The organism is Paenibacillus rhizoplanae (genome assembly GCF_042684125.1).
GTDB lineage: Bacteria > Bacillota > Bacilli > Paenibacillales > Paenibacillaceae > Paenibacillus_AQ > Paenibacillus_AQ rhizoplanae.
In genome coordinates, this window is record NZ_JBHUKY010000023.1 from 142,861 (window position 1) to 159,090 (window position 16,230).

Consider the following 16,230-nt stretch of genomic DNA (forward strand, 5'->3'; position numbering starts at 1 on the left):
GAGGAGTATGATAATGACGAACAACAAGTTGACTCCGGTAATTGGAAATCTCGGGACAGGCGATCCGGCGACGGGCAAGCTGGGGATTCAGAGCAATCTGCTGAAGACTCGGGACGACCTGCTGGCTGCCCTTGAGCAGCTGACAGAGCCGCTTCGGCCGCTCTATAGCAGCGGCAGCGCCAGACTTGAGATAGGGATTACGGGAGCGAGCTATCCGTCAGCCACCGCCGGAATGGAGGGCTTCTCCCGGGTGCTCTGGGGACTAATTCCACTGCTCGCCGGAGGCGGGAACAGTGAGCTATGGGCCACTGTGCTGGACGGCATCCGGCACGGCACCGATCCGGCCCATGAGGAATATTGGGGCGATGTACGGGACTATGACCAGCGTCTGGTCGAGATGGCCGCCTTCGGCTTCGCGCTGGCGGCTGTGCCGGAGCATCTCTGGTCCCCGCTTGCTCCGCTGGAGCAGGAGCATTTATACAACTGGCTGAACCAGATCAATTCCCGTCCCTGCTACGATTGCAACTGGCTGTTCTTCAATGTGCTGGTGAATGTCGGCTTCCGCACGGTAGGACGGCCCTATGATGCAGTGCAGCTAGAGAAGAACCTGACACGGATGGATGCGTTCTATCTGGGAGAAGGCTGGTACAGCGACGGCGTTAACGGACACTGTGATTATTATGGGCCCTTCGCCATCCATTACTATTCGCTGCTGTATGCGAAGCTGATGGAACGGGAAGACCCGGAGCGTTCCCGTCTGTTCAAAGAACGCGCCCGTCTGTTCGCCGCCGAATTCATAGGCTGGTTCGCCCCGGACGGCGCAGCGCTTCCTTACGGCCGCAGTCTGGCCTACCGGTTCGCCCAGTCTGCATTCTGGAGTGCCCTGGCATATGCAGAGGTGGAGGGCTTCCCTGCCGGTGTGGTCAAAGGCATCATCCTGCGTAACCTGCGCTGGTGGTTCCGCCAGCCCATCTTCGATGCAGCGGGTGTGCTGACCATCGGATACACGTATCCGAATCTGGTCATGGCGGAGAATTATAATGCTCCCGGCTCGCCTTACTGGGCGATGAAGACCTTCCTGCCGCTCGCTCTTGGCACGGAGCATCCGTTCTGGAGCGAACCGGAGCTGCCGCTGCCGGAGCTTCCGGGTGTGAGTGTGCAGCATCCGCCGCATCTGGTTCTGGTCCGCGAAGCGGCTTCCGGTCATGTGGCCGCCTTCAACAGCGGGCATCTGTCCACCAATGAGCATACCCATACCTCGGCCAAATACGAGAAATTCGTCTATTCCACGGGCTTCGGGTTCAGCGTTCCCCGCTCAGAATGGGGATTGTCACAGGGAGCCTATGATTCCATGCTTGCGCTAAGCGAAAGAGGAGATAACCTCTACCGGGTACGGCGCCGGAATCTGGAATCGGAGATTACGGACAACGTCCTGCGGTCGGTCTGGAAGCCTTGGGCTGACGTTGAGGTGCGCACGTGGGTAATCGCGGGTCTGCCCTGGCATATTCGCATTCACCGGCTGGAGACAGGGCGGGCGCTGGATGCCGCCGAGGGCGGGTTCGCGCTGGGCCAGGAAGCGGAGCCTGCCCAGCAGTTCAGCGGAATCGGCGCAGCGGCAGCTACAGCACGGGGAACGAGCGGCATCAAGGGGCTGATCGGCTACTCCAAGGCCGAGCTGATCTGGCCGAGTGCGAATACGAACCTGCTTCGTCCCCGTACGGTACTGCCAACCTTAACGGTCTCCATTGAGCCTGGGGTTCATTGGCTGGCCTCGGCTGTGTACGGCGACCCTTCGGCGAACCTGCCAGCGGAGGGGGGAGGCACTCCCGGTCTGATTTTGGAGCAGACCCCTGAAGCCTTGCTTAAGGTCAAGTTCGCTGGAGAGCGAATTACGGTGCTCACCTCTGGCGGAACAGAGATCAGCATTCCGGTACAATAGCACAGCATTCTGGTAAATAGCACAGCAGTTTGGTTAATAGTTCAGCATCGGCTTCTTAGCGTCATCATGCAAGAAGGCCAGCAGTCTCTCCGGTTGGAAAGGCTGCTGGCCTTCTATGCTCATGGGCCGGATGTATGCGAAAACAAACATGTCTTTCAAGGCACAACTCCAGCATGAAAATGAGCAGCGTGCCTAAAAACAGAACGTCGTCTGTTTATCTATTTAACAAATTTTAACATAAAACCGAACACAATTGGACTGGGAGGGTAGCGTAGGCCGAATGTAGTCGAAAAACCGAACACAATTGGACTGGGAGGGTAGCGTAGGCCGAATGTAGTCGAAAAACCGAACACAATTGGACTGGGAGGGTAGCGTAGGCCGAATGTAGTCGAAAAACCGAACACAATTGGACTGGGAGTGCCACGTAGGCCAAATGTAATCGAAAAACCGAACACAATTGGACCGGGGGCCCCGCGTCGGCCAAATGTAATCGAAAAACCGATCACAATTGGATCGGGAGCGCCACTTAGGCCGTGCGTTTATCGCAGGTTGTGCCAGAAGTATTTTCACAGAAAAACCGAACACACTGGCTGTCAAGCACCTTGGTCTATAATGCTGTGTATGATTTCACTCTCCAATCGTCTCCCCCAATAAGCCCAAGCCAAACAAACCTCAATTCAAAAAAAACCGCCACAAGCCCTGCACGCATACGAAGCTTCCGGTGCAGAGAGTGGGGCGGGGCGTATAAGTAATTAGCCGATTATTCCGTATTGCTGCGGAACTGATTGGGCGTGACGCCTTTATACTTTTTGAACACCTGATAGAAATATTTCGTATCGTTATACCCGGACTGCAAAGCGATATCCTCGATCCTCATTCCGGGATCTTTGAATAGCTGGCAGGCATGCTCGATGCGGACCTTATGCAGATAATCGATGAAGCTGATCTTAAGCTGCTGCTTGAACAGCAGGCTTAAATATCCGGGGGTAATATAGATCTCCCTGGCAACGATCTCGCGGTTGATATCCTTCATGAAGTGCTCGCCGATATAGCTCTTGGCTGCTTCGAGCAGCTTGTTGCTGTTTTTTTTGGACGTCAGATGCTCACTGACCCGCTGGGCCGTCTCCAGCAGCGACTGGAACAGGTTATCCAGACTGGAGCGGGACAGGACATGGATCAGCTCGGTCAGATTCTGCCCGAATACCTTGTTTACGTTGACGTTGTTCTCAATACATAATTTATACAGGGCGAAGAACAGCGCGAAGCTCGATTTGATCACCTGATCCCTGGACACCGTCTCGGGCTTCAGGGCCACGTTGAACAGCGTCAGCTTATCGGCAATGTCTCCCGAAGAACCGCCGCGTACCGCCTTCAGCACCTCCTGCTCCTCATGCAGGGGATAGGAGGATTGAGAGGACTCGGCATCGAATTCTCCGCTGTACTCCACGATTTTAGCTATGCCGGTGTAGTTGGTTGTATTCAAGGCCTGGCAGGCCTCCACGAAGGAGTGGCGCAGATGCTCAATATTCTTGTCGATACTTCCGATCCCGGCGGATACGGTGAACCTCAAGAAGCTGGCGATATTCTCCTGAATAATCCGGATATAACCGCTTAATTCCTCCTGATCCGGCAGCTCGTCCATATTGAGGATTAGCACAATATCGTCCTGATGCTCGAAGGCAACGCATAGCACAGCCTCCGGCAGCGACTCCTCGCAAATATTCTTCAGCCCGTACTTCAGCAGCTCCGTATCCTCATGCATATACTTCTCATGCAGCAGCTGGAAATTGTCGATCCGCAGCAGAATGATGCCGTACAGCAGATAGGGAAAAACCAGCTGGTTCATCTTCAGATTAGCCAGCAGCCGGGAATACGCGGGACTCTCGGTTAGAATGAGCTGGCTTAACGTCTTCTCCTTCAGCAGGGGCAGACTCTCCCGGAAGCCTTGCCGCAGATGCTCAAGCGTAGTAATCTCCAGCTTCTCCGATTGAATCTGCTCCGTGATGGCCAGAACAGTGCTCAGAATCTCCTGCCGGCGGCTCGGCTTCAGCAGATAGTTGCTGACCCCGCATCTTATGGCTTGCTGGGCATAGGCGAAATCATCGAATCCGCTCATAATGACCGATTTGACGCTGGGGTATTTCTCGGAGACAACCTTGATTAACTCCAGTCCGTCCATTTGCGGCATCCGGATATCCGTTAGCATGATATCGACGGCATAGGTATCCAGGAGTTCAAGGGCCTCCAGGCCGTCTCTGGCTTCGCCTGCAATATGGATGCCGTGCGACTGCCAGTCAATCAGAGTCCTTATGCCTACCCGCGCCCGCTCCTCATCGTCCACAATAATCATATTATACAAGGGACATCCCCTCCGATCTGTATTCGTATTGTTTATTCGCCCCGGCTTCTTTTATTCTTGCATGTCATTTACGATCACCGGAACTACGATCTCCACACGCGTGCCCTCTCCAGGGACACTGGTATAGTTCAAGGCATAGTCACCTTTATAAAAATGCTTCAGCCGTGCCTGTACATTCTGCACCGCATAGCCGCCGACATCCCGGGCAGTGTACACATCGGTCTCGTCAGGCATGGCCAGAATCTTTTGCAGCGTCTCACTGCTCATGCCGCCCCCGTTATCCTCAATCACGAACCTCAGCTGATCTCCGGTGCGTTGTCCGCTGATGCTTACCCGTCCGCCGCCGCGCTTGCGTTCAATGCCGTGGATCAGCGCGTTCTCAATGAACGGCTGCAGGCTGAGCTTCAGGATGACATAGGAGTACAGCTCCTCAGGAATGTCTATCACATAGTCGAGAGATTCCTGGAACCGCATCTTCTGGAGCGACAGATACAGCTCAATCAGCTCTTTTTCCTTGGCTACGCTGGTGAAGCTCTTGCCCTGGTTGAGACTTAACCGGAAGAGCCGGGAGAGGTTGATCACCATCTCGCTGATCTTGTCCTGTCCTGCCGCCTCCGCTTCCCAGAAGATCGTGTCGAGCATGTTGTAGAGAAAATGGGGGTTGATCTGCGATTGCAGCGCCTTCAGCTCTGCCTCCTGCTCCTTCAGCTTCAGCAGATAGGCATCGTCCACCAGCGCCTTGATGTTGCCGACCATATTATTGTAGCCCCGGCTCAGCTGGCCGATCTCATCCCAATATTTGATCTCCACCTTCTCCTCGAACTGCCCGTTCTGGAAGCGCCGCATGGACAGCAGCAGCGTCTTGATCGGCGCTGTCAGGAAGGAGGAGAATAACATCAGCAGAGGAACACTAAGCACCAGGCTGGCTAATACCATCACGAGCACTGCCGATTTGATGGAATTAAGCTCCCCAGTCAGCGAGCGGAGCGGAACACTGTACAGGGTGATCCAGCCATCTTCGTTGATGTTGTAGTTCAGCAGCGTATCCTTGCCCTCCAGGCTGACGATGGTGTTGCCGGACAGAATACCGGCCTTGGCCTGCTTCATCACGAAGTCTACAGCTTCGGGGCTATAGGTCTCTTTGCCTGCCGACAGCAGCTGTTCGCCCCGCTCACTCAGAATGAGGATACCGTGATCTTTGTCATACAGATTCGTCAGATAGGTTCGGCGAATCGTCTCCAGATTAATGCCCACGAACACGAAGCCGATCCGGTTTCCGTTCACAATATCGCGGATAATCCGGGTCATGCCGAGCTTGTCATTGCGGTTGCTCTGAATGAATACATTATTCTCTTCCGTCAGCGGGAACCAGTAGGAGGCACCGTTTAAGGCAACGGTCTGTTTATAAGTATCATTTGAGGTAATTTTGCTCAAACTATACGCACCGCTGCTGTCATCGGTAGCAACCTGAAACAGTGGCTCGGACAAGCTGCCGTAGAGAGCCAGATAGTCAAAGCTTCCGGTCACCAGCATCTGGTTCATGATCGACGCGGTGGGTCCGTTATAGAGCTGGTTCTCGATCTTCGCCGAATCCGGGGGATTGCTCCTCAGAGTATCCTGGACGACTGGAGCGAGGCTGAATACGGTGACCCAGTCAGCTAACGTCTTTTGCATACGGGCGAGATTACTGTCAATCTGCTTGAGCACACTCTGGTTGGAGTTGCTCACCTTGTTAATGATTTGCTGCTTGGAGATGTTATAGGAGTATGCGCCCAGCGTGCAGGCTACCCCGGTAATCAGCAGGAAGATCAGTATGGTTATCTTGTATCGCAGGTTCATATTCAAGTAGTAGCGCAGCACAGGATCACTAACCTTTTTGTTTTTTATCTTATGCGCAATGCCGGGTATACACAAGGGAGCTGACAATCGAAGTCGACAATTTTCAACATTACTCTCTTTTTCTCTACTGACCCTGACTCTGGTGCTCTGGTACGATGTGTTCAGAAACAAAGAAGGCAACCCACGATCAATAACAAATAGGGGGAAATGACATGGTAATGAATTCAAAGTCCACACGTAATATACTGCTGGTTACGGCCCTTGCGGCAGTCTCAGTGCTTAGCGCATGCGGAGGCGGTAATGACAAGAACAATAATGCAGGCAGCAGCACGAACGGCGGCACAGCCGGCTCTACGGACAAGGAAGTGACGCTGCGTCTGTTCTCGAACCTGCCCGACCGTAAATCCGGCCAGGGTCTGGCAGAGCAAATGGTAATCGACAACTATATCAAAGCGAATCCCAATGTCAAGATCGATATCGAAACCCTTGCCGAGGAGCCGTTCAAAAATAAATTGAAGGCGTACATGGCCTCCAACGAATCGCTGGACGTCACGATGGTTCACGGCGGAGCAGAGCTGAATACGCTGGTACAAGCCGGCTATGTGAAAGAGCTGAACCCAACGGAATACGAAGGAGACACTTACAAATTCCTGCCGGGCGTGTACAAATCGTTCACCTTCAACGACAAGCTCTATGGCTTGCCCCGCAACAGTGACTATGAAGTGATCTATTATAACAAAAAACTGTTCGATGACAATGGCATCAAGATTCCGACTACCTACGCCGAGTTACTGGAAGCGGGCAAGCAGTTCCGCGCCAAAGGCATTGAGCCGATGTCCATGAACGGGAAGGATCTGTGGAGCTTCGCGGCCTTCTTCCAGGATCTTGTCGTACGCCTCACCGGTGATCAGAACCTGATGCTGGATGCGGTAGCGAAGAAGAAGAATTTCACCGGCGATGAGAACTTCCTAGCTGCGGCTAAGCTGCTGGCAGAAGCCAGAGACACCAAGCTGTTCCAGGAATCGTTCATGACAGCAGACTACGGCGCCTCGCAGAACCTGTTCACGCAAGGCCGTGCAGCCATGTGGTATATGGGCTCCTGGGAAGCGGGTATGGCTACCAATGACAAGTTGCCGGAAGACTTCCGGAACAATGTGAATGTACTGAAATTCCCGGTTGTCGAGGGCGGCAAAGGCAAGGACACCGATCTTCTGGCCTGGAACGGCGGCGGATACTCGCTGGTCAGCAGCTCGAAGCATCCTGAAGAAGCCAAGAAGTTCTTCGACTATATGATGTCCGCCGATCAGTGGGCCAAGATTGTATGGGATACCGGAGCGGCTGTACCGGCACAGAAATATGAGCTTAGCGGCAAAGAGAGCGGGCTGCAGAAGCAGCTGACAGAAGTTCTTACAGGGGCTACCAGCACAGCGGGTTCTATCGCCCTCGACTCCGGCACGCCTAAGTTCAAGGATGATGCACAGAATGCCTTCGGCAAATTCTTCGCCGGCGGATCAACACCTGAACAACTGCTCGCGGATCTTCAGAAGGCTGCGGAAACACAATAACAGATCACTACTAACAGATCACCACTATAGAGAGTGAAAGGAGACGGGGCGGGAAGTGTTCTTGCCCCTCTCTAATCTTAAGGATGGAGTTGGAGTTCCATGCAAAAAGTATTTAACAACAAAATGGCAATCTTTCTATTCGTCTTTCCGGGGATTCTCCTGTTCTCCCTGACCTTTCTCGTGCCGATTGTACTCAGCGCGTATTACTCGTTCCGAGACACCCTGTCTCCGGGAACGCCCTCGGCATTCATCGGATTCGCCAACTATACGGAGCTGCTGTTCCACGATTCACGGTTCTGGCTGGCACTTAGAAATGCCGTACTGCTCGGTCTGGGCTTTATCCTGATCCAACATCCGATTGCCATCTTTTTTGCCATAATGCTGGACCGCCTGGGCGGTAAGGCAGAGAAGTGGTTCAGAACGATTTTCTTCATCCCATGCGTCATTTCTGTAGTCGTTATCTCAAAAATGTGGTTGTCCCTGCTGGACCCTACCTTCGGCGCCTTCAACAAAATGCTCGATTCCCTGGGACTCGGCTTCCTTAAGCACGCTTGGCTGGGGGATAGCAGCACCGCGCTGATCTCCATGCTGTTCATCCTGATCTGGGCCGGCTTCGGCTGGGGATTGCTGTTCTATTATGCAGGACTCAAAGGCATTCCCGATGATTTGTATGAAGCCGCTTCACTGGACGGAGCCTCCGGCTTCCGATTGCACTGGCGGATTACCGTTCCGCTGCTGTCACCGGTTATTACGGTGCAGATTACTTTGGCTATGATTACCGCCTTGAAACAGATGGAAACCGTGTTCCTGACCACTAACGGCGGTCCCGGCGATTCCACCCAATTCCTGGCTGTGTATCTCTATAACAAGGCGTTCTCGGCCAGCCAATATGGTTATGCCAACGCCATCTCGATTCTGTTCATCATTGTCTGCCTGCTAGCCACCTATCTCAGTAATAAATTGACCCGCAGTGATGCGACGGAATTCTAAGGAGGAATCACCATGACAAAAAGCACAAAAACCATACTATGGGTGTTCTTCCTGATCGTCGCCCTGGTCCAGCTGTTCCCGCTCATCTGGCTGATTGATTTCTCATTCTTAAGCAGCAATGAGTTCTACTCCTCCAGCGTCCTGAAATGGCCAAGTGACCCGCAGTGGCAGAACTATATCAATGCTTGGGTGGACGGCAAATTCCTGCGTTACTTCATTAACAGTGTCTTGGTTACCTCAGTGACCATTCTGTTGACGGTGATTCTGTCCCTTACGCTGGGCTATGCCTTTACCCGTATGCAGTGGAAGCTGCGCCCCATCTTCTTCACCATTATCCTGCTGGGGATTATGATTCCGATCCATGCGACTCTCCTGCCTAACTTTGCCATCTTCAAGGCGCTGGGCTTGACGGATTCCTATCTCGGGCTGATCCTGCCCTACACCGCAGTGTCTGTACCGCTGGGGACCTTCATCCTGACCGGCTTCATGCGGAGTATTCCAAAAGCTATGGAAGAGTCCGCTGTAGTAGACGGCGCGAATATTTACAGGATTGTCTTCCAGATCATTGCACCGCTTACCGCGCCTGCACTGGTTACGGTCATCGTTACAACGTTCTTGAACTGCTGGAATGAATTCATCATGGCATCGACCTTCCTCAGCAAGGATGCGCTGAAGACGCTGCCCTTCTCGGTCATGAACTTCGCCGGCCAGTATTCCTCAGACTACGGCTCACAATTTGCGGTTATGGTGCTGACATCGATCCCGGCCATTGTCATCTACGCTCTCTTCAACGAACAGATTACTAAGGGCGTAACAGCGGGCGCGGTAAAAGGCTGATCTTAAAGCGGACCAAACTCTAAGCGTATGCTATCAAAACTCTAAGCGTATGCTTCCGAAGCCAGTTTTGCGAAGAAATTCATGATGTATATGCTATCAAAACTCTTAGGAGGCTTATAATGGATCACTTGTTATACGGCGTTGCTTATTATGATGAATACATGCCTTATGACCGTCTTACGCAGGACATCCAAATGATGAAGGATGCGGGCATTAATACCGTCCGGATTGCCGAGTCCACCTGGAGCACGCATGAGCCGCAGAACGGGGTATTCGACTTCTCCTCTGTACGCAGAGTGCTGGATGCGATGCATGAGGCTGGAATTCATGTCATTGTCGGAACGCCTACCTATGCGGTGCCGGCCTGGATGGTCAAGGAGCACCCGGAGGTGCTGGCCGTGACTGTGAACGGGGAAGGCAAATATGGCGCCAGACAGATTATGGATATCACGAGTCCGGCGTATCTGTTCTACGCGGAGCGGATCATCCGCAAGCTGATGGCTGTGGTACATAAGCATCCTGCGGTAATTGGCTACCAAATCGATAATGAGACCAAGCATTATGAGACAGCCGGACCGAACGTCCAGCTTAGCTTCGTCAAATACATGAGAGAAACCTATGGAACGCTCGAAGCCATCAACCACCAGTTCGGTCTGGATTACTGGAGTAACCGGATCGACAGCTGGGAGGACTTCCCGTCCATGGTAGGGACAATCAACGGCAGCCTGGGGGCGGAATTCGCCCGATTCCAGCGTGGGCTGGTGAATGAGTTCCTGGCGTGGCAGGTCGGAATAGTGAATGAGTATAAACAGCCGGGACAGTTCACCACACATAATTTCGATTTCGAGTGGCGGGGTTATTCGTTCGGTGTTCAGCCTTCGGTGGATCATTTTGCGGCTTCGCAGCCTTTTGACATTGCCGGTACAGATATTTATCATCCGTCCCAGGACCAGCTCACAGGTGCAGAGATTGCCTTCGGTGGAGATCTAATCCGCTCGCTGAAGCAGGATAACTACTTCGTGCTGGAGACCCAGGCGCAAGCGTTCCCCGAGTGGACGCCATATCCCGGCCAGCTGCGGCAGCTGGCGTTCAGCCATCTGGGCTCAGGGGCTTCGATGGTCGCCTACTGGCATTGGCATTCGATTCATAATTCCTTCGAGACCTACTGGAAGGGCTTGCTCAGCCATGACTTCCTGCCGAATCCGGTATATCAGGAAGCCCAGACTATCGGCGCGGACTTCAAGCGGTTAAGCGACCAGTTGATCGGACTGAAGAAGACCAGCAAGGTGGCTGTTATGGTCAGCAATGAAGCACTGTCGGCGATCGAATGGTTCAAGCTGCCCGGCGGATTGATCTATAACGATGTGGTCCGCTGGATGTACGATGAACTCTATAAAATGAACATCGCCTGCGACTTCATCCAGCCGGGCAGCCCGCGCCTCAGCGAGTATGAGCTGGTTGTGGTTCCTGCGTTATACGCTGTCTCGGATGAGGCGCTCCAGCAATTGAATGACTACGTTCGCAGCGGCGGCCATGTGGTTTATTCCTTCAAGAGCGGGTTCACCGATGAACAGGTGAAGGTTCGTCATACGGCACAGCCCGGTATTATTCATGAGGCCTGCGGGATTGCTTATAGTCATTTTGCCACGCCGAATGCGGTTACTGGACTTACCGGCAAGCTGTTCCCTGAGGGAGCCGAAGCAGGTGTTCACACCGTCCGCACCTGGATGGAGATGATTGTTCCCGGCTCAGCGGAGGTGCTGGCCAGCTACGATCATCCCCAGTGGGGCGAATATGCTGCCGTCACCCGTAATACCTTCGGCGAAGGAACAGCCACCTACATTGGTTGTATGACTGGACCTGCCGCACTTGCGGAGATCCTGCGCGATACTTTCCAGCTGGCCGGGTTATGGGGAGCAGACCAGCAGCTGTCGTTCCCGCTCATCGTGAAGTCCGGTGTGAACCGCCAGGGCCATACCATCCGTTACTACTACAACTACTCCGCCCAGCCGCTCAGCTTCAAATATCCGTACGAAGCCGGAACGGAACTGCTGTCCGGCAATCCGGTGGCACAGGATGAGGAACTTACGCTTGATGCTTGGGGCGTTATGATTATTAAATAAACATAACACTGGAGAACTTAATGAAGAGCGAAAAGGAACGGAGGGGAAATTTGGAACTGTAGGAGCGATAGCGTCCGCCTTTGTGTTTGAATTTCTACCGCTAACAGCGGTTCTAATCAGGAAATCCAAACACAACAGCGGCCGGAGGGCCAAATGTTCACCGCAGTGACGACCAAGCTCCCAGTCCAAACCTTAAGTGTGTTTTATATAATAAACATCTACAGCATTAGGAGGCAGAAGCGTGGACGGAACAGGACAAGTATGGATATCGAGTACAGAAAATGAGCCTTGGGTATCCCATCCCCTGGAAGCCACCACTGCCGAAGCAGTGGATCTGGCGTTCACCGGACAATTACATCAGAATATCGAAGGGTTCGGCGGATGCTTCAATGAGCTGGGGTTCGAGGCGCTGAATCTCCTCGCAGACGGGGACAGAAGCGCTGTGCTTCATTCGCTGTTTCACCCGGACGGGGATCAACGGTTCAGCATTTGCCGCCTGCCGATCGGGGCCAGCGACTATGCCCTGGAATGGTACAGCCTGAATGAGACCGACGGCGATTACGCCATGGAGTATTTCTCCATCGAGCGGGACCGCAAGTATCTGATCCCCTATATCCGCGAGGCTCTCAAGCTGAACCCAGAGCTGAAATTATTCGCCTCCCCCTGGAGTCCGCCCACGTGGATGAAATTCCCGCGCGCCTACAATTACGGCACCTTGCGCTGGGAGAAGGATATTCTGGAGGCCTATGCGCTCTACTTCGTGAAGTTCGTCCAGGCTTATGCCGAAGAGGGAATTACCATTCATCAGGTGCATGTGCAGAACGAGGTAGTGGCCGATCAGAAATTCCCGTCCTGTGTATGGACCGGCGAGCAATTGCTGGAATTCATCCGTGATTATCTGGGGCCGGCTTTTGAACAGCATGGACTTGCTACGGAGATCTGGCTGGGCACGATCAATGCGCCGGAGCCTTGGGACGAGTGGATGAAGCAGAAGGACAGCAGCTTCGATGCCTATGCACATACCGTATTAAGTGATCCTGAAGCTTACAAGTATGTGAAGGGAGTCGGCTACCAGTGGGCGGGCAAATACGGCATCCAGCGTACGGTGCAGGCTTATCCTGAGCTGCGTTATATGCAGACGGAGAACGAATGCGGAGACGGGGAGAACACCTGGTTCTATGCCAAATATATATTCAGCCTGTACCAGCATTATTTCACTAACGGTGTGAACGCGTATATCTACTGGAATATGGTGTTGCTGCCGAAGGGGCGCAGTACGTGGGGTTGGGAACAGAACGCTATGATTACTGTAGACCCGGGCGGCGTTAAGGCAGTGAACAATCCCGAGTACTATGTCATGAAGCATTTCGCTCATTTCGTGGGTCCCGGCTCCAGCAGAATCGGCCTCAAGGGCAAATGGACCGGCAATGCAGTCGCCTTCGAGACGCCGGAGAGCAGACGGGTCCTCGTCATTGCCAATCCGTTCAAGGAATCGCGGACGGTCACCCTCTCGAATGACGGCACGCATTACAAGCTGAAGCTGGATGCGGAATCTTTCAATACACTCCTGTTATAAAATAGCTCCACCATGCCGCCGTCATCCCATGGCATCTGCTGTGCACCCCTATAGGATTTGGAATTGTTCCGTCCGTAATTTCCTGCTATACTTTTGGCAGGTTAGATGATAGGGGGTTACACGGATGGCAACGAATTGCTCATTAGCTAGGGAGTCCTCATGCAGAGCCTGATCCGGGGCGATACTTTGCGTGGGGTGCGGCAGGACAATCTTGATCGCCCAAACAGATATTATCGTTTCTAATCGCAGGCTCTGCACCTTATTGCTTTAATCAATCATAATAAGGGGCTGAAGAGCTGTGAAACCAACATTTATTAGAAACCATCAATATAATTATATTAAGAAACAAGCAGATTTTGTGCTGAAAACATTGCGTTCGGTAGCGGACCGCCGTGTCCTGGAGACCGTAAGATACAGCGCCGAGCTCAACGTGACGGGGGCCTTCGCTTCACTGACCGAGGGTCAGGAGCAGATGCTGCGGGCAATCTCCGCCTTCGAGAAGGCAGAGGACTTCCAGCAGTATACCAGCGGGCTGGAGCCTTATCTGGAGCCGTTTCCGCCGATTACGCTCAAGCAGATTCAGAAGCTGTTTCCCAAGAATAAAAAGATGAAGCTGCCTGACCTGCAGTCGTTTGATTTCCGCTATGTCACGTATCTGGCCTGGGCAGATATCGCAACGAACAAGCTGTTCATCGTCTATCCGCATGAAGGGCAGTTCATTGGTGTGGAAGGCCGGATGCTGCCGGAGCACAAGAAGGGCTACTGCCTGTTCTGCAACCGGCAGCAGGAGCTTGCCTTCCTGACCGTCAAGACCAAGCCGGAGATTGCGGCGGCAGATAATTTTGCGTTCGTGGGCCAGTACGTATGTATGGATAGTCAGGGCTGCAATCAGAGCATTACGGATATAAGCGCGCTGGAGCGGTTCGTCCTCTCGGTGCGCAAGTAGCAGAATAACAGGATAGTTAGGTTGAAAAAGAAGAGCAGCGGTTCCCGGTTGGGGGGCCGCTGCTCTATTTGTGTCGTAGGGTAGAGGATCTATCTGCGAGGCAGAGCCGTCATCGTCAAATCTACCAGCTCCTCCAGAAGCTGCTCCTCCAGGCGGATGATCTCACTCATATTCCTGTGAAGCTTCACCCGTGCGGCGGGCTTGTTGCCTGAGCACATCCCCTTAATCATGAACTGATTCACCAGATCCCACTTTTCGCCTGCCTGACGGTAGCCTTCAGCCGCCCGGGAGAGAGCAGGCGCCGGGCCTTCGCGTTCCAGCAGCTGCAGGAACTGGCTGAACCGGATTCGGCTGATCGGCAGGGCGTTGGCATAGATTTTGAAGGCTGAACTGGCTTCGGCTGTGTTATCAGGCTGTATCCCGGTCTCCAGATAGGCCTGGGCATACGCTCTGAGCTGGACGCCCACCTGATCCGGCCGAATCTGTTGGGCAGGGCTGGTAAGCACCTCTTGAAGGATGGTCTGCCAGTCTATGAAGGAACGGGAGGTTTCGCACCGCCCGAATAAGGCGTAGAAATGACAAGCCCCTTCAAGGATGCTGAAATCCACCACCTCAAGTTCCTTTTCATAGTAAGCATCCGTCAGATAGATCAGGTTCTTCTCCCAGTCCAGACCTACGGCAAGACAGGCATGGCTCGTATGCAGTCTGCGGTAGGCTACACACCAGGGACAGTCATAGGAATCGAAGCCGACCAGAACCGGCATGCCTGAGGACAGCTGATTCTCCAGCAAGCCAGTCATATAGTTTCTATCCATTGCCGGTTCAGTCCGTTCTATATAACTGAAGGTAAGGCCATGATACGCAGACAGGTAGCCGGTGTTGATCCGGGGCAGCCGTATCCGCTCAATCAGCGGCTGGTCCGGGGCTTGCGGCTCATCCAGGAACATCTGCCAGGCATCGCCGTACATGCCTTTGCTGTCCAGTCCCTGCCACTGCGCTACAGACTGGATGCAGTCATCAATGCAGCTGCGCAGCTTAGGGTAGTGGGTACTCTTAACAGGAGCAATGTTCAACACTGCTCATCATCTCCTTCGCCGAGCTGAAGTGGCTGTGCAGCTGGTCACGATAAGAAGCGGGAGTCATGCCGCTGAATTCGCGGAAGAGCCGGTAGAAATATTTCATGTCATAAATGCCGACCTCGAGGGCGACGGACTGCACGCCAAGCTTCGTGAACAGGAGCAGGAGGCAGCTGTATTTCATCCGGATTTCCTGGAAGATCTGGATGTAGGATTTGCCGGTCTTATTCTTGAGCAGCCGCTGGAACTGGCGGGAGCTTATCGCAAGGTGGCAGCTCATCTCATTCAGCGTGATCCGCTCACTATAGTTACTGATCATATATAAGATGACATCATGCAGCGGGTCATACTGAGGCCCCGGGCGTTCGGCGAAGGGGATGTCTGCTGCGGGCATAATGAGCTTCGCCAGCTCCAGCAGCGGCGGGTATAGCTGCTGCTCATTCATGAGCAGGCCAGAGTTCAGCATCCCCTGCAACCGCCCGAGCAGGAAGAGAATTTCCTTGTTCTTCTCCCTGTATCCGAACCATTGCCGCACCTCCAGAAGCTTCAGCAGCGGCAAGCGGACCTCTTCGGGCAAGGGCTCCGGCAGTTCTCTGAGCAACCTGTCAAGCCCGGGCCTGAGCATACAATTCAGGATCAGCAGCGGCTCGGTACCGCTCATATCCTGCGGATGAAAGACATGGGACACCCCCGGCGGAATCACTAGCACATCCCCCTGCGTCACCTGCATTTTATCCTCACCAACCAGATGAATGCCTGTCCCTTGAACCACGTAGGCCAGTTCTACGAAGTCGTGCTGATGACGTACGGAAGTGACCGTATTTTGAGTCAGGAGCATTTGTACGGGGGAACAGGAGTCGAATAAATAGTCCCCCGTAAATACCGGAAAAGCTTCCATAAACAAACCTCCGTTTCCTGCTTCCTTATGTTGGCAACTGGAATCCATCCTAGTATATCTCAATATTTTGGCGCATTCAACC

At 53.4% G+C, this 16,230-nt stretch carries 11 protein-coding genes; 7 read left to right on the forward strand and 4 right to left on the reverse strand.

The window, feature by feature from the left end:
* The first annotated feature begins 13 nt into the window (after positions 1-13).
* Positions 14-1,939: a DUF2264 domain-containing protein gene (locus ACFSX3_RS13690; protein WP_209984778.1), complete on the forward strand. Its 1,926-nt coding sequence runs from the start codon at positions 14-16 to the stop codon at positions 1,937-1,939.
* Positions 1,940-2,699: 760 nt separating this feature from the next.
* Here the strand turns inward: ACFSX3_RS13690 and ACFSX3_RS13695 are convergent.
* Together ACFSX3_RS13695 and ACFSX3_RS13700 are read right to left on the reverse strand one after the other, a co-directional pair.
* Positions 2,700-4,289 (reverse strand): response regulator, encoded by a 1,590-nt coding sequence (locus ACFSX3_RS13695; protein WP_379258677.1) that lies wholly within the window; start codon positions 4,287-4,289, stop codon positions 2,700-2,702.
* A gap of 60 nt (positions 4,290-4,349) precedes the next feature.
* Complete coding sequence (locus ACFSX3_RS13700) at positions 4,350-6,158, reverse strand: sensor histidine kinase (RefSeq protein ID WP_379255913.1); 1,809 nt, start codon at positions 6,156-6,158, stop codon at positions 4,350-4,352.
* 191 nt (positions 6,159-6,349) lie between these two features.
* On the opposite strand from ACFSX3_RS13700, the gene ACFSX3_RS13705 reads away from it, so the two are divergent.
* The 6 genes from ACFSX3_RS13705 to ACFSX3_RS13730 all read left to right on the forward strand — a co-directional run bounded on the left by ACFSX3_RS13705 (position 6,350) and on the right by ACFSX3_RS13730 (position 14,174).
* Positions 6,350-7,702, forward strand: coding sequence for an ABC transporter substrate-binding protein (locus ACFSX3_RS13705; protein WP_209984768.1), 1,353 nt, complete (start codon positions 6,350-6,352; stop codon positions 7,700-7,702).
* A 99-nt stretch (positions 7,703-7,801) separates the two neighbouring features.
* A complete protein-coding gene (locus tag ACFSX3_RS13710; RefSeq protein WP_209984765.1) occupies positions 7,802-8,692 on the forward strand; it encodes a carbohydrate ABC transporter permease in 891 nt (296 codons plus the stop codon).
* Positions 8,693-8,704: 12 nt separating this feature from the next.
* Complete coding sequence (locus ACFSX3_RS13715) at positions 8,705-9,529, forward strand: carbohydrate ABC transporter permease (protein ID WP_209984762.1); 825 nt, start codon at positions 8,705-8,707, stop codon at positions 9,527-9,529.
* A gap of 119 nt (positions 9,530-9,648) precedes the next feature.
* Positions 9,649-11,652 carry a beta-galactosidase gene (locus tag ACFSX3_RS13720; RefSeq protein ID WP_209984759.1) on the forward strand — a complete coding sequence of 668 codons (2,004 nt, stop codon included), beginning with the start codon at positions 9,649-9,651 and terminating at the stop codon, positions 11,650-11,652.
* Between the two features lie 304 nt (positions 11,653-11,956).
* Positions 11,957-13,228 carry a glycoside hydrolase family 30 protein gene (locus ACFSX3_RS13725; protein WP_379258679.1) on the forward strand — a complete coding sequence of 424 codons (1,272 nt, stop codon included), beginning with the start codon at positions 11,957-11,959 and terminating at the stop codon, positions 13,226-13,228.
* A 298-nt stretch (positions 13,229-13,526) separates the two neighbouring features.
* Entirely contained in the window at positions 13,527-14,174 is a 648-nt protein-coding gene (locus tag ACFSX3_RS13730) for a FusB/FusC family EF-G-binding protein (RefSeq protein ID WP_209984751.1), read from the forward strand.
* A gap of 89 nt (positions 14,175-14,263) precedes the next feature.
* Here the strand turns inward: ACFSX3_RS13730 and ACFSX3_RS13735 are convergent, their stop codons facing one another.
* Both ACFSX3_RS13735 and ACFSX3_RS13740 read right to left on the reverse strand, forming a co-directional pair.
* Complete coding sequence (locus ACFSX3_RS13735; RefSeq protein ID WP_209984748.1) at positions 14,264-15,250, reverse strand: hypothetical protein; 987 nt, start codon at positions 15,248-15,250, stop codon at positions 14,264-14,266.
* Positions 15,228-16,148: an AraC family transcriptional regulator gene (locus tag ACFSX3_RS13740; RefSeq protein WP_209984745.1), complete on the reverse strand. Its 921-nt coding sequence runs from the start codon at positions 16,146-16,148 to the stop codon at positions 15,228-15,230. Before ACFSX3_RS13740 ends, ACFSX3_RS13735 begins: the two co-directional genes overlap by 23 nt.
* Positions 16,149-16,230 lie beyond the last annotated feature (82 nt).

Excerpts from the sequence above, each read along its gene's own strand:
- ACFSX3_RS13705 (WP_209984768.1), top strand. The coding sequence starts at position 6,350 with ATGGTAATGAATTCAAAGTCCACACGTAATATACTGCTGGTTACGGCC.
- ACFSX3_RS13695 (WP_379258677.1), bottom strand. The coding sequence starts at position 4,289 with ATGATTATTGTGGACGATGAGGAGCGGGCGCGGGTAGGCATAAGGACT.
- ACFSX3_RS13710 (WP_209984765.1), top strand. The coding sequence starts at position 7,802 with ATGCAAAAAGTATTTAACAACAAAATGGCAATCTTTCTATTCGTCTTT.
- ACFSX3_RS13715 (WP_209984762.1), top strand. The coding sequence starts at position 8,705 with ATGACAAAAAGCACAAAAACCATACTATGGGTGTTCTTCCTGATCGTC.
- ACFSX3_RS13720 (WP_209984759.1), top strand. The coding sequence starts at position 9,649 with ATGGATCACTTGTTATACGGCGTTGCTTATTATGATGAATACATGCCT.
- ACFSX3_RS13690 (WP_209984778.1), top strand. The coding sequence starts at position 14 with ATGACGAACAACAAGTTGACTCCGGTAATTGGAAATCTCGGGACAGGC.
- ACFSX3_RS13740 (WP_209984745.1), bottom strand. The coding sequence starts at position 16,148 with ATGGAAGCTTTTCCGGTATTTACGGGGGACTATTTATTCGACTCCTGT.